14 protein-coding genes are annotated in these 21,754 nt (G+C 69.0%); all 14 read left to right on the top strand.

The genetic code is table 11. The annotated features are described in order from the left end of the window. Nucleotides 1–6 precede the first annotated feature (6 nt). The 14 genes from AAD027_RS07625 to AAD027_RS07560 all read left to right on the top strand — a co-directional run bounded on the left by AAD027_RS07625 (nt 7) and on the right by AAD027_RS07560 (nt 21,720). The gene (locus tag AAD027_RS07625; RefSeq protein ID WP_341725430.1) at nt 7–789 is read left to right on the top strand and encodes a ParA family protein; all 783 of its coding nucleotides are present in this window, start codon (nt 7–9) and stop codon (nt 787–789) included. Then, entirely contained in the window at nt 786–1,778 is a 993-nt protein-coding gene (locus tag AAD027_RS07620; RefSeq protein ID WP_341725429.1) for a chemotaxis protein CheW, read from the top strand. Before AAD027_RS07625 ends, AAD027_RS07620 begins: the two co-directional genes overlap by 4 nt. Before the next feature lie 180 nt (nt 1,779–1,958). Continuing rightward, nucleotides 1,959–2,276: an STAS domain-containing protein gene (locus tag AAD027_RS07615; protein WP_341725428.1), complete on the top strand. Its 318-nt coding sequence runs from the start codon at nt 1,959–1,961 to the stop codon at nt 2,274–2,276. After that, nucleotides 2,273–2,638 (top strand): response regulator, encoded by a 366-nt coding sequence (locus AAD027_RS07610; RefSeq protein WP_341725427.1) that lies wholly within the window; start codon nt 2,273–2,275, stop codon nt 2,636–2,638. Before AAD027_RS07615 ends, AAD027_RS07610 begins: the two co-directional genes overlap by 4 nt. A gap of 51 nt (nt 2,639–2,689) precedes the next feature. After that, the gene (locus AAD027_RS07605) at nt 2,690–4,666 is read left to right on the top strand and encodes a chemotaxis protein CheA (protein ID WP_341725426.1); all 1,977 of its coding nucleotides are present in this window, start codon (nt 2,690–2,692) and stop codon (nt 4,664–4,666) included. Between the two features lie 398 nt (nt 4,667–5,064). Next, complete coding sequence (locus tag AAD027_RS07600) at nt 5,065–7,314, top strand: methyl-accepting chemotaxis protein (RefSeq protein ID WP_341725425.1); 2,250 nt, start codon at nt 5,065–5,067, stop codon at nt 7,312–7,314. Nucleotides 7,315–7,676: 362 nt separating this feature from the next. After that, complete coding sequence (locus AAD027_RS07595) at nt 7,677–8,456, top strand: flagellar brake protein (protein WP_341725424.1); 780 nt, start codon at nt 7,677–7,679, stop codon at nt 8,454–8,456. Between the two features lie 115 nt (nt 8,457–8,571). Continuing rightward, nucleotides 8,572–11,166, top strand: coding sequence for a Cache 3/Cache 2 fusion domain-containing protein (locus tag AAD027_RS07590; protein ID WP_341725423.1), 2,595 nt, complete (start codon nt 8,572–8,574; stop codon nt 11,164–11,166). Between the two features lie 266 nt (nt 11,167–11,432). Beyond that, a complete protein-coding gene (locus AAD027_RS07585; RefSeq protein ID WP_341725422.1) occupies nt 11,433–11,921 on the top strand; it encodes a chemotaxis protein CheW in 489 nt (162 codons plus the stop codon). Between the two features lie 269 nt (nt 11,922–12,190). Then, nucleotides 12,191–14,443: a methyl-accepting chemotaxis protein gene (locus AAD027_RS07580; RefSeq protein WP_341725421.1), complete on the top strand. Its 2,253-nt coding sequence runs from the start codon at nt 12,191–12,193 to the stop codon at nt 14,441–14,443. Nucleotides 14,444–14,691: 248 nt separating this feature from the next. Continuing rightward, nucleotides 14,692–17,280 (top strand): EAL domain-containing protein, encoded by a 2,589-nt coding sequence (locus tag AAD027_RS07575; protein ID WP_341725420.1) that lies wholly within the window; start codon nt 14,692–14,694, stop codon nt 17,278–17,280. Then, the gene (locus AAD027_RS07570; protein WP_341725419.1) at nt 17,255–18,814 is read left to right on the top strand and encodes a diguanylate cyclase; all 1,560 of its coding nucleotides are present in this window, start codon (nt 17,255–17,257) and stop codon (nt 18,812–18,814) included. The genes AAD027_RS07575 and AAD027_RS07570 overlap by 26 nt, the downstream gene beginning before the upstream one ends. A 173-nt stretch (nt 18,815–18,987) precedes the next feature. Then, on the top strand, nt 18,988–19,392 hold the full coding sequence (locus AAD027_RS07565; RefSeq protein ID WP_425605416.1) for a hypothetical protein: 405 nt from the start codon (nt 18,988–18,990) through the stop codon (nt 19,390–19,392). Nucleotides 19,393–19,485: 93 nt separating this feature from the next. Beyond that, the gene (locus AAD027_RS07560) at nt 19,486–21,720 is read left to right on the top strand and encodes a methyl-accepting chemotaxis protein (RefSeq protein ID WP_341725418.1); all 2,235 of its coding nucleotides are present in this window, start codon (nt 19,486–19,488) and stop codon (nt 21,718–21,720) included. Nucleotides 21,721–21,754 lie beyond the last annotated feature (34 nt).

Below are 21,754 nucleotides of genomic sequence, written 5' to 3'. Positions count from 1 at the left end.
GAACTGATGCGTGTGTGGGCAATCGCCAACCAGAAGGGCGGCGTCGGCAAGACGACCACCACCCTCGCCCTGGGGCGCGGGCTGGCGATGCGCGGATCGCGCGTGCTGCTGGTGGACCTGGACCCGCACGCCTCGCTGACGCGTGCCTTCGGCGTGGCCGCCGAACCGCCGCCGGCCGGCGTGCTGGACCTGTTCGACGAACATCCGCCGGAACTGGCGCGCGTCGTGCGCGCGACCGAGATAGAGAACCTGGGCTTCATCGCCGCCCAGACCGCACTGGCCACGCTGGAACGCCGCAGCGCCACCCAGCCGGGCCTGGGCCTGGCCCTGTCGAACGCATTGGCGCGTGGCGGCGGCGCCTACGACTACGTGCTGTTCGACTGCGCGCCCACGCTGGGCCTGCTGATGGTCAACGCGCTGGCCGCGGCCGACCACGTCATCATCCCCACCCAGACCGAACCGCTGGCGCTGCACGGCCTGAAGGGCATGTGCCGCACCGCCGACATGATCGAGCGCTCGCGCCGCCGTCCGCTGCCGGTGTCCGTGCTGCCCACGCTGCACGATCGCCGCACCCGCACCGGCGCCGACACGCTGAAGGCGATGCAGGACGAATACGGCGAATGCGTCTGGAACGACGCCATTCCCAACGACACCCGCATCTGCAGCGTCGAAGTGCTGACGCGCTCCACGCCGGCCGCGCAGTATCCGGGGCGCGGCCTGTCCGCCTACCGGCGCGCGCTGGACTGGCTGCTGCTGACCGAAGCCCGCTTCACGGAGCAGGCGGCATGACCACGCCCGCCGTGCTGGACGACTACCTGCTGGACCTGTTGGGCGACCTGGGCGCCACACCCGCGCGGCCGGCCGCCGGCGAGGCGGCTCCCGACGGTTCGCCGGCGACGGCCGACGTCGCGCCCCTGGCGGCCGAGGCCGTCGTTGCTTCCGGAACCTCCACGGCCGATCCCGACGATGCGGCCACGAAGGAAGCCTCTCCGGAACCCGCGCCTGTTCCGCCCGCCCCCGCCCCCGCCCCCGCCCCCGCCCCCGCGCCCGCGCCCGTCCTGGCCGTCGCACCGGTGCGGCCCGGCAGCGAAAGCGAGCTGATCACCGACGACGAATTCGAAGCGCTGCTGGACCAGTTGCATGGCGGCGGCGCGCCGACCGACCGCACCGCGACCGCGACGGCCAGCGAAGCGGCGACCATGCCCCCGGCCGCCCCGCCCTTGCCGGTGCCGCCCGCGGCCATCGCGGCGGCCGCGCCGACGCCGAAACCCACGCCCGCGACGGCACTGCCGCCGTTGCCCAGCAAGCCCTACCTGCAAGCGCCCATCGACACCGGCCAGCGCCGCCGCGCCACCGAGCGCAAGACCCGCTGGCTGCGCCTGCGCTGCGACCAGCAGCACTACGCACTGGAACTGCTGAAGGTGCAGGAAGTCGTCCTGCCGGCCACCCTGCTGCCGCTGCGCGGCGCCGCCCACCACATGCTGGGCGTGATGAACCTGCGCGGCCAGGTGGTGCCGGTCATCGACCTGGGCCTGTACCTGGGCCGCCGCCAGGTGGAAACCGACGCCACCACGCGCGTGGTGGTGCTGGAGGAAAACGGCGAAACCCTCGGCCTGCGCGTCACCGCGGTGGAGGACGTGGCCAACCTGACCGACCAGCAGATCGAGCCGCCCGACAACGCCCGCGTCGGCCGCATCACCCATCCGCTGTTCCGCGGCGTGGCGCGGCTGCACGAGCGCGCGGTGATCCTGCTGGATGCCTCGCAGTTGTTGAAGTGAGGTTGTTGGTTGTTGGTTGTTGGTTGTTGGTTGTTGGTTGTTGGTTGCGGGTTCCAGGAACCAGGAACCGACAACCAGCATCCAGCCCGATTCCCCAACCCCGTCACACATTCACGCGCCACCCTCAAGACCGCGCCGACCCCGCCGATACCCCATCAGAGCCGCCCTTCCGGAGACAAGATGAGCGCAGTGCCATTGGGTGACGACCTCGGTATCGAGGCCGCCACCGACCTCAAACAGCATCTCGCGCCGCACCTGGCGCAGCCGCACACGCTGGTGCTGGATGCGGGCGCCGTGCAGCGCATCCACACCGCCAGCCTGCAAGTGCTGTGCAGCTTCGTCAGGCAGCGGCGGCAGGCGGGGCTGGCCACCGATTTCGGCGCCGCCAGCCAGAGTTTCCGCGACGCCGCGCGCCTGCTGGGCGTGGGACCGCAACTGGGCCTCGCCGCCTCCGACAACGACAAAGACAATTCGCAACAAGTGGAGAACGCTGCATGAGCGCACGTATTCTGGTAGTGGACGATTCGGCCTCGATGCGACAGATGGTCGCTTTCGCCCTTACCTCGGCCGGTTACGCCGTGGACGAAGCCGAAGACGGCCAGGTCGCGCTGGGACGTGCGCAGGGACAGAAGTTCAACGCCGTGGTCACCGACGTCAACATGCCCAACATGGACGGCATCTCGCTGATCCGCGCGCTGCGCGGCCTGCCGGACTACAAGTTCACGCCCATGCTGATGCTGACCACCGAGTCCGCGGCCGACAAGAAGGCCGAGGGCAGGGCCGCCGGCGCCACCGGCTGGCTGGTCAAGCCGTTCAACCCGGAACAACTGGTCGCCACCGTCCAGAAGGTCCTGGGCTGATCCCTGCCCCACCGTCCTCCACACCGCACACCGCCACAGGTCTCCACCGCAATGAACATGGACATGCAGCGTTTCCACGCCACGTTCTTCGAGGAAAGCCGTGAAGGGCTGGAAGCGATGGAGGCCGGCCTGCTGTCGCTGGAACAGGGCAGCCGCGACGGCGACCTGATCAATTCGATCTTCCGCGCCGCGCATTCGATCAAGGGCGGCTCGGCGACGTTCGGCTTCGACGCCATCGCCGGCCTGACCCATGTGCTGGAAACCCTGCTGGACGAACTGCGCGCCGGCCAGCGCGCCGTCAGCGTGCCCGCCATCGACGCCATGCTCGCTTCGGTGGATGTGCTGCGCGCGCTGCTGGCCGAAGCCGAACACGGCACGCCGGCCGACCCGGCCGCGGTGCAGGCGATCAAGGACCGCTTGAACGCGGTGCTGACCGGCGGCGAAACGACCGCCGCCGCGAACGCCGAAACCGCCAAGGGCGAGGAGACGCCGGAAGGCTGGCGGATCGGCTTCACCCCGGCGCCCTCGCTGTTCATGAGCGGCAACGACCCGCTGCGCATCATCCGCGAACTGGAACACCTGGCGCCGCTGGAAGTCGCGTGCAGGCTGGACCGCCTGCCCGGCTTCGAGCAGATGGATCCGCTGGAAGCCTATCTGGCGTGGGACCTGGGCCTGATCGGCAAGGTGCCGCGCAGCGCCATCGACGACGTCTTCGCCTGGGTGGCGGACGATTGCGAGCTGGACATCCAGCCGATGCAGCGCGACGCCATCCCGGTCGCCGCCGTGGCGGCGGCCGCGCAGGCCACCGCCGGCGTCGCGGCCGCCGCGCCAACGGCGTCCGGCGCCGCCAACGACACCGCGGAAACCTCCATCCGCGTCAGCGTCGACAAGATCGACGGCCTGATCAACCTGGTCGGCGAACTGGTCATCACCCAGGCGATGCTCAAGCAGGTCTCCGGCGTGCTGGACCAGGCACAGTGCGAACGCCTGTTCGCCGGCCTCGACCTGCTGGAACGCAACACCCGCGACCTGCAGGAAGCGGTGATCGGCGTGCGCATGCTGCCGGTGGACGCGGTGTTCCGCCGCTTCCCCCGCCTGGTGCGCGACCTGTCCGCGCGCCTGGGCAAGCAGGTGCGCCTGCGCACGGTCGGCGAAGGCACCGAACTGGACAAGGGCCTGATCGAACGCATCGCCGATCCGCTGGTGCACCTGGTCCGCAACTCCATCGACCATGGCCTGGAACTGCCCGAAACGCGCCGCGAGGCGAGCAAGGACGAGACCGGCACCATCACCCTGGCGGCCTCGCACCAGGGCGGCCACATCGTCATCGAGGTCAGCGACGACGGCCGTGGCCTGAACCGCGACCGCATCCTGGCCAAGGCCAGCGAGCGCGGCCTGGCCGTGCCGGAAAACCCCACCGACGCGCAGGTGTGGGACCTGATCTTCCAGCCCGGCTTCTCCACCGCCGAGGCGGTGACCGATCTCTCCGGCCGCGGCGTGGGCATGGACGTGGTCCGCCGCAACATCCAGGCGCTGGGCGGCGAAGTGCAGCTGGAAAGCGCCGCCGGCAACGGCACCCGCGTGGTGATCCGCCTGCCGCTGACCCTGGCCATCCTGGACGGCATGGCCGTGTCGGTCGGCGAGGAAACCCTGATCCTGCCGCTGGGCTACGTGCTGGAAGCGCTGCAGCCGCAGGCCGAGGACGTGCGCACCATCGCCGGCGACGGCCGCGTGCTGCGCGTGCGCGGCGAATACCTGCCGATGGTGGCGCTGAACGAGTACTACCGCTACGGCGACCCGCGCAGCGCCGATCCGCTGGTGGTCGTGGTGGAAGCCGACGGCCAGAAGCTGGCACTGGAAGTGGACGAGCTGATCGGCCAGCAGCAGGTCGTGGTGAAGAACATCGAGAACAACTATCGCCGCATCGACGGCATCTCCGGCGCCACCATCCTGGGCGACGGCCGCGTGGCCCTGATCGTGGATGTCGGCGGCCTGGTACGCTCGCGCCGCGTGCCGCAGGCGGCCTGACGCACCGCCCCATCCGCGTCCCTCCTGCGTTGCGTGCGGACGCGGCCCGCCGGGCCATGGCGAATATGTGAAGGCGGATGCCGCGCGGCGCGGGCTGTGTTCACCCTGACGTGTTCGAACTGCGCGCGCAGGTGCACTTCTGATCCGGGCCGGCGGCGGGCGCACGCCGCGCATCACACTCGGCGCACGACACGCCCGACAGTTCCGGTAAACGCGATTACGTTCCCTCCGGACGGTCATCAAGAAGCCTGCGCGGCCGCCGTTACTCCCCTTGCAGACGACGCAACGCCGGCACGGCCGATGCGGGACGGGAAGCCCCTTGTCGAGACCCCAACGTCCACGTCCCCGTGGGCGCCGGCCGCCGCACGCCTTGCCTGCCCAACCGGAGATATCCCTACATGAAATGGTTCCAGAACCTGTCCATCGCCCGGAAGCTGGCGATGGCCTTCACCACCACCACCCTGCTGACCCTGCTGCTGGGCAGCTTTTCGCTGTGGCGCCTGGACGTGGGCGACGCGCGGATGAGCGAAGTCAACGAGAACTGGATGCCCGCCGTGCAGCATCTGGGCGAGATGCGCGTGCAACTGGGCGAGTTCCGCGCCTACGAGCAGGCGCAGCTGACCAAGCAGGGGGACGTCGCCGAGATCGCCGACTACGATAAGCGGCTGGCCGACACCCGGGCGATGATCGAGGCTTCGGAAGCCGCCTACAACGCCATCCCGGCCGAATCCCTGCCCGAGGAACTGGCGCTGTACCAGAAGGTGGAAGCCGCGCGCGCGGCCTACTTCGAGGCGCACGACCGCATCGCTGCCGCCGTGGCCGACGATGACTTCGCGACCGCCCAGGCCGTCTCGGGCAGCGCGTCGCGCCAGCTGCGCCGCGAGCTGTTCGAACACCTGAAGGCGCTCTCGCAATACAACGTCGATCACCTGGCCAAGGATGTCGTCGCCTCCAAGCTCGCCCACCAGCGCACCGTGGTCACGATGGTCGCGGGCCTGGCGCTGGTACTGGCGCTGGCCGGATTGCTTAGCTGGTCGATCACCCGCTCCATCGTCAAGCCGGTCGGCGAAGCCGTGCGCGCGGCCAACGACGTCTCCGCCGGCAAGCTGGACGGCAGGATCGATGCCAGCCGCCGCGACGAAGTGGGCCAGTTGTTGTCGGCCATGCAGCGCATGCAGACGCAGGTGCAAGCGGTCATCCAGGCCCAGAGCGAGATGGCCGTGCGCCACGACGAAGGCCAGATCAGCTTCCGCATGGACGATTCGCGCTTCCCCGGCGAATACGGTCGCATGGTCCGCGACACCAACGCGCTGGTCGCCTCGCACATCGCGGTGAAGCTGCGCCTGGTGGAGATCATGCAGCGCTACGCCATCGGCGACCTGTCGATGGACATGGACCGCCTGCCCGGCGAGAAGGCCGTGCTCACCGATGCCATGGACGCCACCAAGGCCAACCTGATGGCGATCAATGGCGAGATCAAGCGCCTCGCCACCGCCGCGGCGTCCGGCGATTTCTCCCATCGCGGCGAAGCCGACAAGTACCAGTACGACTTCCGCGCCATGGTCGATGGCCTCAACCAGCTGATGGAGACCACCGACGAGAACCTGGCCGAAGTCTCCGAACTGCTGCAGGCCATCGCCCGCGGCGACCTGACCGCGCGCATGGAAGGCGACTTCCACGGCGTGTTCGCCCGCATGCGCGACGACGCCAACGCCACCGTCGCACAGCTCACCGACATCGTCGGCCGCATCCAGGACGCCTCCACCTCCATCAACACCGCCGCCGGCGAGATCGCCTCCGGCAATAGCGACCTCTCCCGCCGCACCGAGCAGCAGGCCGCCAACCTGGAGGAAACCGCCGCCTCCATGGAGGAACTCACCTCCACCGTCCGCCAGAACGCCGAATCCGCACGCCAGGCCAACCAGTTGGCCATCGGCGCCGCTTCCATCGCATCCCACGGCGGTGAGGTCGTGGATCGCGTGGTGACGACGATGACGGACATCGAGCAGTCCTCCCGCAAGATCGCCGAGATCATCTCCGTCATCGACGGCATCGCCTTCCAGACCAACATCCTGGCCCTCAATGCCGCGGTGGAAGCCGCCCGCGCCGGCGAACAGGGCCGGGGCTTTGCGGTCGTGGCGAGCGAAGTGCGCACCCTGGCCCAGCGCAGCGCCAACGCCGCCAAGGAGATCAAGGGCCTGATCGAAAGTTCGGTGGAACGCGTGGCCGATGGCTCGGCGCTGGTCAACCAGGCCGGCACCACCATGGGCGAGATCGTCGCCAGCGTGCAGCGGGTCACCGACATCATGGCCGAGATCTCCGCCGCCTCGCAGGAGCAGTCCGCCGGCATCGAGCAGGTCAACCAGACCATCACCCAGATGGACGAGACCACCCAGCAGAACGCCGCGCTGGTCGAGGAGGCTTCCGCCGCCGCACGATCCATGGAGGAACAGGCCGGCGCGCTGAGCGAGTCGGTCTCGGTCTTCCGCCTGGCCCATGCGCCGGCGGCCCCGGTGCGCAACAAGCCGGTGGCCGAGCCTCCGGCCGAGCCGGTCAAAGCCCCGGCGGCCAAGGCGGTGCGTGCGGTCAAGCCGGCCGCGCGCCGCGCCGAACCCGTCCTCGCCGACGGCGACTGGCAGGAGTTCTGAGGACCTGTTCACCATCTCGAGCAGCGCGGTCGATATTCGAGAAAAAAGACCCGTCATTCCGGCGAAAGCCGGAACCCAGCGACTTTCATTGAGTCGACGCGAGCATTCCGAAGAGCAAAGACACTGGGTTCCGGCTTTCGCCGGAATGACGAACTCCTTTTTCGAGGTCGTGAACAGGCTCTGAGCCGGCATCCGCCGCGCCCTGCCATGCGATGCCCCACGCGGCCCGGGAGTTGCTTCCGGGCCGCGCGCATGTTCCACCCTGCATCCGTCGCCGGCATCCGTCGCTAAAGGTCGTGCGACCGCCGCCGATACTGGATTCGACGCCTCATCGCCAGGCATCCACCGCACCCGACCAGCCCATGTCCGAACCCACCGATTCCTATCTGGCCGAACCCGTCCGGTACGAGGAAGAGGAGAAGTACCTGGTGCGTGGCGCGCGCGAGATCCGGAAGATCCTGCAGTCGCTGATCGAACGACGGGCGCTGGTCACCGCCAACGCGGCGCCGCGCAACCATGCCTTTCCCACCTCGCTGATCAGCGTGGAGGAAGACGAGGACACGCTGCTGATCGACGGCAGCAGCAACGAGACGATCAACCGCAGCGTGGAGGAAGCCACCCACCTGACCTGCGTCTCGCGGCTGGACCGGATCCACGTGCAGTTCCGGCTGCAGGACCTGGTGCGCACGCAGGTCGATGGGCAGAACGCGTTCCGCGCGGCGATCCCCGAAAGCGTGCTGCGCCTGCAGCGCCGCGAGTTCTACCGCCTGCAGGTGCCGGTCGCGCAGCCGATCGACTGCGGCATCCCGCAGCACCAGGCCGACGGCGAAACCACCTACCAACACTACCGCGTGCTGGACATCAGCGGCGGCGGCATCGCCCTGGCCGTGCAGGCGGACGACCCCACGCTGCGGCCCTACCGCGAGTTCCCCGACTGCCTGCTGCACCTGCCCGACACCGGACCGCTCAGCGTGCGGCTGATGGTCAAGAGCCTGCACCGCCAGCTCAACCAGAACGGCACCGAGAGCTGGCGCGCCGGCTGCCAGTTCACCGACCTGCCGCGCGGCGCCGATGCGCAGATCCAGCGCTACATCTTCCGGCTGGAGCGCCAGCGCAGCGCCCGCGAGCGCGGCGCGGCCTGATCCCGACCGACCGTCCGTCGGCCATCACCGCCGCCCGCTAAACGTTGACGGCGGCACGCCGATACACCTGTCGTAGCCACTCACCGCTCCACGACAGCCAGGCCGCCGGATCCCAATGAAAAAATTCGCCCAGCTTTCCATCGGCAGCAAGCTTTCCCTGCTGGTGTCCATCGCCGTCGGCGTCGTGCTGATGATCCTGGCCTGGATGGTGCAGCACCAGTCCGGCCGCGCCGTGGAAGAACGCGCGCTGACCGACCTGGACGTGGCCGCGCACGTCATGCTGGAGTCGGTGGCGCTGTACGACAGCACCCTGACCGAAGCCACGCAGCGCATCGCCGGCAGCTTCGGCGCCACCCTGCCCGAGGGCGAGGTGTCCATCGATGCTGCGCGCACCACCACGATCGGCGACTTCGAAGTGCCGGTGCTGCGCTTCGGCAGGCAGCCGATCAACCTGGACTTCACCGCGGTCGATCGCTTCACCGCCGCCACCGGCGTGGCCGCGACGGTCTTCGTCCGCAGCGGCGACGAGTTCGTCCGCGCCTCCACCTCGCTGCGCAACGCCCAGGACGAGCGCGTCATCGGCACGGCGCTGGACCACGCGCACCCGGCGTATGCGCTGATGCTCGAGGACAAGCCGTACACCGGCCGCGCACGCCTGTTCGGCCGCGACTACATGACGCACTACCAGCCGCTGAAGGACGCCCAGGACCAAACCGTCGGCATCCTGTTCGTCGGCCAGGACTACGGCGACGGCCTGGCCGCGCTGAAGGACAAGCTGCGCCGCACCCGGCTGGGCAAGGAAGGCTACTTCTTCGTCGTCGACCAGGCCGAAGGCGACAACAACGGCAGGCTGGCCGTGCATCCCGCCAGCCAGGACAAGCCGTACGGCGAACTGGTCGACGCCGAGTCCGCAACCGCATTGAAGGCACTGCTGGCGCAGGAGAGCGGACACGCGGAACTGGACATCGCGCCGCGCGCGGGCGAGGCCGGCGTGACCGCGCTGGTGGCCGTCAAGCGCTTCGCGCCCTGGAAGTGGGCGCTGGTGGCCGTGGAACCGCGTTCGACCATCATCGCCTCCACCCGCACGCTGACCTGGCACATCGCCTTGCTCTCGCTGCTGGCGCTGCTGGCGATTTCCGCGGCGACGTGGTTCGCCGTGCGCCGCATGGCTTCGCGCCCCTTGCAGGAGGCGGTGCGCATCGCCGACGACGTCTCGGCCGGCAAGCTGGACGGCAAGATCGACACCTCGCGCCAGGACGAAGTCGGCCAGCTGCTGTCGGCCATGCAGCGCATGCAGTCGCAGGTGCAGTCGGTCATCGAGGCCCAGAGCGAGATGGCCGTGCGCCACGACGAAGGCCAGATCAGCTTCCGTATGGACGACTCCCGCTTCCCCGGCGAGTACGGCCGCATGGTCCGCGACACCAACGCGCTGGTCGCCTCGCACCTGCAGGCCATCGGCGATGCACTGAAGATCATGCAGCGCTACTCCATCGGCGACCTGACCCTGGACATGCCCAAGCTGCCGGGCGAAAAGGCCAACCTGACCGAGACGATGGACGCCACCAAGGCCAACCTGTCGGCGATCAACGGCGAGATCAAGCGCCTGGCGATGGCGGCCTCCTCCGGCGACTTCAGCCAGCGCGGCGACGTGGATCGTTACCAGTACGATTTCCGCGACATGATCGATGGCCTCAACCAGCTGATGGAGACCACCGACGAGAACCTGGCCGAAGTCTCCGAACTGCTGCAGGCCATCGCCCGCGGCGACCTGACCGCCCGCATGGAGGGCGACTTCCATGGCGTGTTCGCCCGCATGCGCGACGACGCCAACGCCACCGTCGCCCAGCTCACCGACATCGTCGGCCGCATCCAGGACGCCTCCACCTCCATCAACACCGCCGCCGGCGAGATCGCCTCCGGCAACTCCGACCTCTCACGCCGCACCGAGCAGCAGGCCGCCAACCTGGAGGAAACCGCCGCCTCCATGGAGGAACTCACCTCCACCGTCCGCCAGAACGCCGAATCCGCCCGCCAGGCCAACCAGCTCGCCATCGGCGCCGCCGGCGTCGCCTCCCAGGGCGGCGAGGTCGTCGGCCAGGTCGTCGTCACCATGCGCGACATCGAACAGTCCTCCCGCAAGATCGCCGAGATCATCTCGGTCATCGACGGCATCGCCTTCCAGACCAACATCCTGGCCCTCAATGCCGCCGTGGAAGCGGCCCGCGCCGGCGAACAGGGCCGGGGCTTTGCGGTCGTGGCTTCGGAAGTCCGCACCCTGGCCCAGCGCAGCGCCAATGCCGCCAAGGAGATCAAGGGCCTGATCGAGACCTCGGTGGACAAGGTCGCCGACGGCTCCAAGCTGGTCAACCAGGCCGGCACCACCATGGGCGAGATCGTCGCCAGCGTGCAGCGGGTCACCGACATCATGGCCGAGATCTCCGCTGCCTCGCAGGAACAGTCCGCCGGCATCGAGCAGGTCAACCAGACCATCACCCAGATGGACGAGACCACCCAGCAGAACGCCGCGCTGGTCGAGGAAGCCTCCGCCGCCGCTCGATCCATGGAGGAACAGGCCGGCGCGCTGAGCGAAACCGTCTCCGTCTTCCGGCTCGCCTCCGAGGGCGCGGTGGCGGCGCTGGTCCGCGATCGCGTGACCCGCATCGCAGTCGCGTCGGCCGCCGGTCCCGCTTCCGAGCGGCTGCCCTCCTGAGCCATTAGGGCCTGTTAACGCTATTGGGATAGGCCACGCCGCGCCTGGGTGCGTGCGGGCAGGGAAGAATGAGGGAATGTATGTCGATACACGACCGAATGATGACGCAGTCCCGCGCGCATCCAGGCGCGGCCCGAAGGGTTGCCGCTCCCAATAGCGTTAACAGGCCCTAAAGAAACCCGGCCCCGGGCCGATGTAAGCCACGACGCGTCCCGGCCCCGGGACCCTCCGACACCTCTCTACCGGCTGCAACAGGAGCCCATCGAATGAGCGACAAGAAGACCAACGCCGTGGCCACCGCCGACGAGTTCCTCAGCTTCACCCTCGGCGAGGAGCATTACGGCGTGGACATCCTGAAGGTGCAGGAGATCCGTGGCTACGATTCCGTCACCCGCCTGCCGGATGCGCCCGACTACATCAAGGGCGTCATCAACCTGCGCGGCACCATCGTGCCGGTGATCGACCTGCGCCTGAAACTGCGCCTGAAGGAAGCGCGCTACGACGCCTTCACCGTGATGATCGTGCTGAACGTGGAAGACCGCGTGGTCGGCATCGTGGTGGACAGCGTGTCCGACGTGATCGCGCTGAACGCGGAGCAGATCCGCCCCACCCCGGAATTCGGCGCCAACGTCGATACCCGCTTCATTTCCGGCATCGGCACGGTGGAAGAGCGCATGCTGATCCTGCTGGACATCGAGACGCTGATCGACAGCGCCGACCTGGTCCAGCCTGAACTGGAACCGGCCGTCGCCTGACGCCGCGCCGCGCACCGTCGGCGCGCCCGCCCCACAACCCGCCATACCGCGACGATCGCGGGCCGCCCGGCCTGCGATCGTTTCCGTTCGCGCGAACCACGGCCCGCCGGGGCGTGACCGGCCTCGCGGTTCGCCGCACTGGTCTGGAAAAGGACTGAAATTCCCGCGGCGACGGCCGCTAACGGAAAGGAGGACGCACCACGCCCGCGCAAGCGCGGCCGCTCCTCAAGGCCATGTCCGCAGTCCCGTCATCCGCACCACGAGTCCCCATGAACGCACAAGCCCAGTTCTCGTCCGCACTGTCCAATATCCCGCTCAAGCGCAAGTTCCTGATCCAGACGTTCTTCGTCGCCGTCGGCATCGTCGCGCTCGCGATCGTGGCCGCGCGCATGCAGTACCTGGACCTGACGGAAACGCGCCAGGCCGGCCTCAAGGCACAGACCGAAATGGCGCTGGGCGTGATCGGGCACTACGCCAGGCTGGCCGACGACGGCGCGCTGGACGAGGAGGCCGCCAAGCGGCTCGCGCTGCGCTCGCTCAGCGTGATGCAGGCGAACGAGGGCGTGGACTACTTCTACGTCACCGACGAAGAACCGCGCATGCTGATGCACCCCACCCGCCAGGACCTGGTCGGCAAGCCGGTCGCCGACGTGCTGAGCCCGGACGGCAAGCGCATCTTCCCCGAATTCGTGCGCGTGGCCCGCGCCGGCGGCGGCTACGTCGACTACGACTGGGCCAAGGCCGGCGAACCGGACCCCATGCCGAAGACCTCGTACGCGACCCTCTATGCCCCCTGGGGCTGGGTGATCGGCACCGGCGTCTACCTGGGCGACACCCAGTCGCAGGCCATGCAGTTCACCCTCGTCATGGCCTTCGCCGGCGGCCTGCTGGTGCTGTTGAACCTGGCGATCGGCTGGGCGATCGGCAACTCGGTGCTGGAACCGGTGTCGCGCGCGCTGGCCGCCATCAAGGGCGTCTCGCGCGGCGACCTGAACGTGCGCAGCGGCCGCCACGGCCGCGACGAAGTGGGCCAGATGCTCAAGGCCACGGACGAGATGGTGCACATGCTGGAGCGCTTCTCGCAGGAGACCCAGCGGATGATCGTGCTGCACGAGGCCGAAGACATCGGCCATCGCATGCCGGAGGACTTCCCGGGCGTGTACGGCCAGCTGGCCGCCGGCATCAACACCATGATGTTCGAGCACCTGGATGCGTTCAACGACGCCATCGGCATCCTCCAGCGCTACGCCGACGGCGACCTGTCGCAGGACGTCCGCCGCCTGCCCGGCAGCCGCGCCTTCCTGCACGAAGCGATGGATTCGGCCAAGCGCAGCCTTCTGGCCATCAACGCCGAGATCAAGCGCCTGGCCCAGGCGGCGGCGGCTGGCGACTTCAGCGTTCGCGGCGACGAGCAGCGTTTCCAGCACGACTTCCGCACGATGGTCGGCGGCCTCAACGCCATGATGCAGGTCAACGACGACAACCTGGGCCAGCTCTCCGAACTGCTGCAGGCCATCGCCCGCGGCGACCTGACCGCGCGGATGGAAGGCGACTTCCACGGCGTGTTCGCCCGCATGCGCGACGACGCCAACGCCACCGTCGCACAGCTCACCGACATCGTCGGCCGCATCCAGGACGCCTCCACCTCCATCAACACCGCCGCCGGCGAGATCGCCTCCGGCAACTCCGACCTCTCCCGCCGCACCGAGCAGCAGGCCGCCAACCTGGAGGAAACCGCCGCCTCCATGGAGGAACTCACCTCCACCGTCCGCCAGAACGCCGAATCCGCACGCCAGGCCAACCAGCTCGCCATCGGCGCCGCCGGCGTCGCCTCCCAGGGCGGCGAGGTCGTCGGCCAGGTCGTCGTCACCATGCGCGACATCGAGCAGTCCTCCCGCAAGATCGCCGAGATCATCTCCGTCATCGACGGCATCGCCTTCCAGACCAACATCCTGGCCCTCAATGCCGCCGTGGAAGCGGCCCGGGCCGGCGAGCAGGGCCGCGGCTTTGCAGTCGTGGCGAGCGAAGTGCGCACCCTGGCCCAGCGCAGCGCCAACGCCGCCAAGGAGATCAAGGGCCTGATCGAAAGTTCGGTGGAACGCGTGGCCGATGGCTCGGCGCTGGTCAACCAGGCCGGCACCACCATGGGCGAGATCGTCGCCTCGGTGCAGCGGGTCACCGACATCATGGCCGAGATCTCCGCCGCCTCGCAGGAGCAGTCCGCCGGCATCGAGCAGGTCAACCAGACCATCACCCAGATGGACGAGACCACCCAGCAGAACGCCGCGCTGGTCGAGGAAGCCTCCGCCGCCGCTCGATCCATGGAGGAACAGGCCGGCGCGCTGAGCGAGTCGGTCTCGGTCTTCCGCCTGGCCCATGCGCCCGCCCCGCCGGTGCGCAAACCGGCGGCCGAAGCCGTTGCCTCCCCGGCCAAGGTTCCGGCGGCCAAGGCCCGTGCGGTCAAACCGGCCGCGCGCAAGCCCGAACCCGTCCTGGCCGACGGCGACTGGCAGGAGTTCTGAGCCATGGCCTCCCGGTCAGGTGCCGCCGGGCCCCGTCGCCCGCGGCCTTCCGGTGTCGACGCGCCCACGCCTTCAAGTAACGCCGCGGGCGGCCGATATGACTCCCGATGGCATTCCCACTGGCCCACGATGACCGCCGCAACGCACGCCACCCTTGATGCCGGCCCGTGGGCCGTCGCGCCCGGCCAGGACACCGCATGCTCCGGCGCAGCCTGACATCGCGGCGGCCGTCCGGCCCGGTGCGGGACATGGCGCCGGACCCCCGCGCCACGGCCGAGGGCGCGCAGGACAGTCTCTGGCATGTGCTGGAACAGTCGGTGGATGCCGCCTTCGTGATGGACAGCCGCCACCGCGTGGTGCTGTTCAATCCCGCGGCCGAGGCCTTGTGGAAATGCCGGCGGGAGGACGTGCACGGCACGCCGTTCCTGAAACTGCTGTCCTGCACCGTGCCGGGCGGCGAGAGCGATCCGGAGACGGCGCTGGGGCACCTCCTGGGCAGCAACCGCGATGTCGTCATCCACCGCGCCGACGGCAGCCGCATGGCCGGATCGGTGTCGTTGTCGAAGGTGGTGCTGGGCCAGCATGTGTTCCATACCGCGTTCGTGCGCGACACCAGCGAGCAGCAGCGCCAGCTGGAACGGCTGCGCCAGCTGTCGATCGTGGTGGACAAGAGCGACAACGCGATCTTCGTCAGTTCGGCCGACCGCGAGGTGGTCTACGTCAACAGCGGCTTCACCCGCATGCTGGGCTACCGGCTGGAGGAACTCGGCGGACTGAAGCCCGCGGACCTGCTGTCCGGCCCGCACACCGACCCCACGCTCAACGCCCGCATCGACCGCGCCATCGCCGCCGGCGAGGGCCTGCAGACCGAAATACTCCTCTACACGAAGGTGGGCCGCCCGCTGTGGCTGTCGGCCGCGATCAATCCCGTGCACGACGAGGACGGCAGCCTGCTGGGACTGGTCAGCGTGCTGAGCGACATCACCCAGACCAAGATGCACCAGGTGCTGCACAACAAGGTGCTGGACGCGCTGGTGCACGAGTGGAGCGTCGCCGACGTGATGACGCTGATCTGCCGCGAGGTGGAGCACATCGCGCCGGAACTGACCGTATCCATCATCACCGTGGACAACGAAGGGCTGATGCGGCCGCTGGCCTCGCCCAGCCTGCCGGAGGCCTGGGTCCGGAAGACCGACGGCATGGCGATCGGCCCGCGCGCGGGCGTCTGCGGCGCCGCGGCCTGGCGCGGCCGGCCGGTGCTGGTGAAGGACATCGCCAGCGATCCGCTGTGCGCCAGCACCCGCCACCTGACCCTGCCGCTGGGCCTGCGCGCGTGTTGGACGCATCCCATCAAGTCCAGCAGCGGCCGCGTGCTGGGCACGCTGTCGTTCTACTACCGCGAAAACCGTGGCCCGGACGAACTGCACGAGCGCCTGGCCGATACCTGCCTGCACCTGTGCGCGCTGACCCTGGAACGCGAACAGACCAACGAACGCGTCCACCAGCTGGCGTTCTACGACACGCTGACCGGCCTGCCCAACCGCATCATGTTCAGCGCCAAGGCCGAGCAGGCGCTGGCCAACGTGGCGCAGGCCAATGGCACGGCCGCGGTGCTGTTCATCGACCTGGACCGCTTCAAGCGCATCAACGACGCGCAGGGCCACGCGGCGGGCGACGGCCTGCTGCGCGACGTGGCCGCGCGTCTCAGCGAGGAACTGGGCGGCGTCAACATCGTCGGTCGACAGGCCGGCGACGAATTCGTCGCGGTGCTGCCGATGTGCAGCGCCGCGCAGGCCGGCAGCATGGCCGAGCGGCTGCTGGGCGCCATCGCCGCGCCCACCAACGCCGGCCTGATGACGCTGCATCCCAGCGCCAGCATCGGCGTGGCGATGTTCCCCGACGACGGCCGCGACATCGACCTGCTGGTGCGCCACGCCGACATGGCCATGTACCGCGCCAAGAGCGACGGCGGCGCCGACTTCCGCTTCTTCAGCGTGGACATGAACCGCCTGGCGCAGGAGCGCGTTTCCCTGGAAACCGCGCTGCGCGAGGCGCTGCGCCTGGACCAGTTGCAACTGCATTACCAGCCGCAGGTCAGCGGCCACGAAGGCGCCTGCCTGTACGGCGTGGAAGCCCTGTTGCGCTGGCACCACCCCGAGCTGGGCGTGATTCCCCCCTCGCGCTTCGTGCCGGTGGCGGAGGAATGCGGGTTGATCTCCGAACTCAGCCTGTGGGTGCTGCGCCGGGCCTGCGCGCAGATGGCCGACTGGCGCCGCCGCGGCGTGGACATCCCGCGCGTGTCGGCCAACGTGTCGGCCATCAACTTCCGCGACCCCCAGCTGTCGCTGCAGATCTCCGACCTGCTGGACGAACATGGCCTGACCCCCGACGACCTGACGCTGGAGATCACCGAAAGCGTCATGCTGGACCCGGACCCGGACGTGCTGGAGAACATCGAGGCCATCTACGTGCTGGGCGTGCGCCTGTCGCTGGACGACTTCGGCACCGGGTACTCCAGCCTCAGCCACCTGCACCGCCTGCCGATCTACGAACTGAAGCTGGACCAGAGCTTCGTGCGCGACATCGACACCAGCGCCATCGCCCGCACGCTGACCACCTCGGTGCTGCGCATCGGCGAAAGCCTGGGCATGCGGGTCGTGGCCGAGGGCGTGGAAACCGAATCGCAGCACCGCTTCCTGACCGAGCAGCGCTTCCCGGTGCTGCAGGGCTATCTGTTCTCGCCGCCCCTGCCGCCCGCGCAACTGGAACAGTGGCTGGAAGAACACCAGTACGCCGCCGTGCGCGAAGGCGATGCCGACCTCCCCGCGCACGCCTGACCCGCTGCCTCCCGGTACGCCGGCCCGTGCCACGCCGCCGCTGTCGCGCGTGCCGCGCACCTATCCGCTATGTCCCTACCTGGCCTTTCCGCGCCGCATCTACCTGATGCGCATCGTGGCGGCGGCGCTGGCGATGCTGATGATGGGGACGGTGCTGCACCACCTGCAGAAACCCTGGATCCTCTGGGTCGGGCCGGCATTGCAGTGCCTGTGGTGGCCGCACCTGGCCTGGTGGCGCTACCTGCATTCCCGCGACCCCAACCGCACCGAGAAACGCAACCTGCTGATCGACCACGCGTTCGCCGGCCTGTGGCTGCCGCTGCTGGACTTCAACCTGCTGGCGATGGGCGTGGGCCTGGCCACGCTGGGTATGGCGTCGATGGCCGGTGGCGGCCTGCGCCTGGCCGTGCGCGGCGTGCTGGTCTATGCCGCCTGCATGGGCCTGGGCCTGGGATGGTTCGGCTTCGGCTGGCGCCCGGCGCCTTCGCTGGCCACGGTGCTGGCCGCCCTGCCCCTGATGTGGCTGCTGCCGCTGGGCGTGGGCCACACCGGGCACGAGGTGATCGAGCGCCTGCAGCGCAAGCGCAGGGACCTGGAACGGCAGAGCTGGCACGACGGTCTTTCCGGGCTGTTCAATCGCAGCCATTGGGAAACCGTGGTGCGCGGCGAATTCGCCCGCTGCCGCCGCACCGGCCAGTCCGCCACGCTGGTCATGGTGGACCTGGACCACTTCAAGAAGATCAACGATCTCTACGGCCACGCCGCCGGCGACCAGGCCATCCGCAATTTCGCCGTACTGTTGCGCAACCACCTGCGCGTCTTCGACGTACCCGCGCGGTACGGCGGCGAGGAATTCGGCATCCTGCTCCCGCACACCACGCCGGCCGAAGCGCTGGACGTGGTCGACCGGCTGCGCGCCCGGCTGCATGCCGCTCCGCTGCTCGAACAACACCCCATCACCGCCAGCTTCGGCATCGCCACGCTTACCGACGACCTGGAAAGCCACGTGCACTGGATCCGCGTCGCCGACCAGATGCTCTACACCGCCAAGTACGGCGGCCGCGACCGCATCGTCGCGCGCGAAGGCGGCCAGGCCAGCCGTCCCCCGCCCGGCCGCGGCGCGCTGCGGCCGTTGATGTCCTCGCGCGACCCGCTGGTCCTCTCGCAACTGCTGCAGGGGCTGGACGTGGCCGACACCCCGGTCGCGCTGTTCGACCCCTCCGACCGGCTGGTGATGGCCAACGGCGCGTTCGTCCGCCTGCACGACCTGCCACCGGGCGTGGACACGTTCGCGGAGATCATCCGCTGGCAGCATCCGCGCCGCGCAGGCCCGGTGATCGACGTGGAACCGGAGCAATGGCTGCGGCGCGCCAACCAGTTCCGGCGCAAGAAGCTGCGCCACGTCTTCCACCTGGAAACCCACGACGGCCAGCCGCTGCGGGGCGTGGAAACCTGCTTCAACGAAGGCTGGATCCTGATGGCGCTGGTGGCCGATTCCTCCTCGGCGGTAGCGGCCTCCCCTTCCCTGCATTGACGTCCGCCCACCGCGCGGCACCGCCGCCCCGGCGAACTGTGACCGGCTTTGCATTCGCGGGCATCGGTGCCTGCCGGACCACCCAGGGCACTCAAGTTTGCCGGTCCACCGCCGATCTCAGGCATCGAGCCCTTACCTCCCTACCTCATCAGATCACCCCCGGAGACACTGGAATGAAAATCGCATCCGCCCTGACCCTGTCGCTCGCCGTCGTCGGCACCGCCCTGCTGGCGTCGGCTGCACCGGCCACCGGCCAGTCGCAGATCGACAACGCCATCCCCGCCGACATGGCCACGCGCTTCACCGGCAAGGCCGGCACCGTGTGCGGCAAGGTCGGCAAGGCCCGCTTCGCCGAGAACTCGGAAGGCACCCCGACCTTCCTGTACATGGGCGGCAACTTCCCGCGCCACACCTTCACCGCCCGCATCCCGGGCAACGCCCGCGCCAAGTTCAAGCCGGCGCCGGAAGAGCTGGAAGGCAAGGACGTCTGCGTGATCGGCACCATCGAGCGCGACGCGTCGCGTGCCGAGATCGTGGTCGATTCGCCGTCCAACCTGAAGCTGGCGACGATCCGTTGAACCCTCCTGCCGGCGGGGCCCCGCGCCCCGCCGTCTCCTGGTCGTACTTGTGAGCGGCGCGGCGCGCGCCCTGGTAGAAGGAATAAGAATCCCATGCAGCGGATCAAGAACCTCAAACTGACGACGAAGATGATGCTGGCCTTCGGCGTCGTGCTGGCCCTGATGCTGGTCCAGGGCATCGCCGCCTTCGTCGGCCTCAACTCGTTGAACGGCGCCACCACCAACGTCACCGGCAACGCACTGCCCAGCGTGCGTGCGGCCGGCGAACTGAACGGCCTGATCGGCGACTACCGCACCACGTCCTACCGCCAGCACGTGCGCGCCAGCGAAGCGGTCAAGGCCGACGCCAAGACGCACGCCGCGCAGCTCGAGGCCGAAATCGACAAGAAGGTGCAGGACTACGCCAAGCTGATCACCACGCCCAAGGAAAAACAGGCCTACGACCAGTTCGTCAAGGACTGGAAGGTCGCCGAGCAGTCCTACGCCGAAGTCCAGGAAATGCTCGACCTGGGCCTGCCGGACGACGCCGTGGACACCTTCATCGGCACCACCCGCGACCTGCACAGCAAGGCCACCGGCGCGCTGGAGGTGCTGCTGGTCGAAGTGGACCGGCAGGCGCAGGAAAGCACCCGCAGCGCCGACAGCACCTTCACCGCCTCCAGCACGCTGACCATCATCATGCTGCTGGCCGGCATCGTCGGCGGCCTGACCCTGGCCTGGTTCTTCGCCCGCGCCATCGCCAAGTCCGTCGGCGAAGCCGTCCGCGTGGCCAACGACGTCTCGGCCGGCAAGCTGGACGGCAAGATCGACACCTCGCGCCAGGACGAAGTCGGCCAGCTGCTGTCGGCCATGCAGCGCATGCAGTCGCAGGTGCAGTCGGTCATCGAGGCCCAGAGCGAGATGGCCGTGCGCCACGACGAAGGCCAGATCAGCTTCCGCATGGACGATTCGCGCTTCCCCGGCGAGTACGGCCGCATGGTCCGCGACACCAACGCGCTGGTCGCCTCGCACCTGCAGGCCATCGGCGATGCGCTGAAGATCATGCAGCGCTACTCCATCGGCGACCTGACCCTGGACATGCCCAAGCTGCCGGGCGAAAAGGCCAACCTGACCGAGACGATGGACGCCACCAAGGCCAACCTGTCGGCGATCAACGGCGAGATCAAGCGCCTGGCGATGGCGGCCTCCTCCGGCGACTTCAGCCAGCGCGGCGACGTGGATCGTTACCAGTACGATTTCCGCGACATGATCGATGGCCTCAACCAGCTGATGGAGACCACCGACGAGAACCTGGCCGAAGTCTCCGAACTGCTGCAGGCCATCGCCCGCGGCGACCTGACCGCCCGGATGGAAGGCGACTTCCACGGCGTGTTCGCCCGCATGCGCGACGACGCCAACGCCACCGTCGCCCAGCTCACCGACATCGTCGGCCGTATCCAGGACGCCTCCACCTCCATCAACACCGCCGCCGGCGAGATCGCCTCCGGCAATAGCGACCTCTCACGCCGCACCGAGCAGCAGGCCGCCAACCTGGAGGAAACCGCCGCCTCCATGGAGGAACTCACCTCCACCGTCCGCCAGAACGCCGAATCCGCACGCCAGGCCAACCAGCTCGCCATCGGCGCCGCCGGCGTCGCCTCCCAGGGCGGCGAGGTCGTCGGCCAGGTCGTCGTCACCATGCGCGACATCGAGCAGTCCTCCCGCAAGATCGCCGAGATCATCTCCGTCATCGACGGCATCGCCTTCCAGACCAACATCCTGGCCCTCAATGCCGCCGTGGAAGCGGCCCGCGCCGGCGAACAGGGCCGGGGCTTTGCGGTCGTGGCTTCGGAAGTCCGCACCCTGGCCCAGCGCAGCGCCAATGCCGCCAAGGAGATCAAGGGTCTGATCGAGACCTCGGTGGACAAGGTCGCCGATGGCTCCAAGCTGGTCAACCAGGCCGGCACCACCATGGGCGAGATCGTCGCCTCGGTGCAGCGGGTGACCGACATCATGGCCGAGATCTCCGCCGCCTCGCAGGAGCAGTCCGCCGGCATCGAGCAGGTCAACCAGACCATCACCCAGATGGACGAGACCACCCAGCAGAACGCCGCGCTGGTCGAGGAAGCCTCCGCCGCCGCTCGATCCATGGAGGAACAGGCGATGGTGCTGGCCGAAAGCGTGTCGGTGTTCAAGCTGGACGGCCACGCCACCGCCAGCGTCGGCAAGCCCGCCGGCAAACCGGCACCGGCTCCGGTCGCCGCCGCCAGGCCGGCGGCCCGCCCCGTCGTGGCCGTGGCCGCGCCGGAACCCGCGCTGGCCGAAGGCGACGACTGGCAGGAGTTCTGAGGCACACCGCTTGCAACGTGCCCGCCGCCCGCCG

It is taken from the genome of Pseudoxanthomonas putridarboris, from assembly GCF_038321125.1.
GTDB lineage: Bacteria > Pseudomonadota > Gammaproteobacteria > Xanthomonadales > Xanthomonadaceae > Pseudoxanthomonas_A > Pseudoxanthomonas_A putridarboris.
The sequence above is the reverse complement of the archived record's forward strand: the minus strand, read 5'-3'. Positions and strand labels throughout refer to the sequence as shown.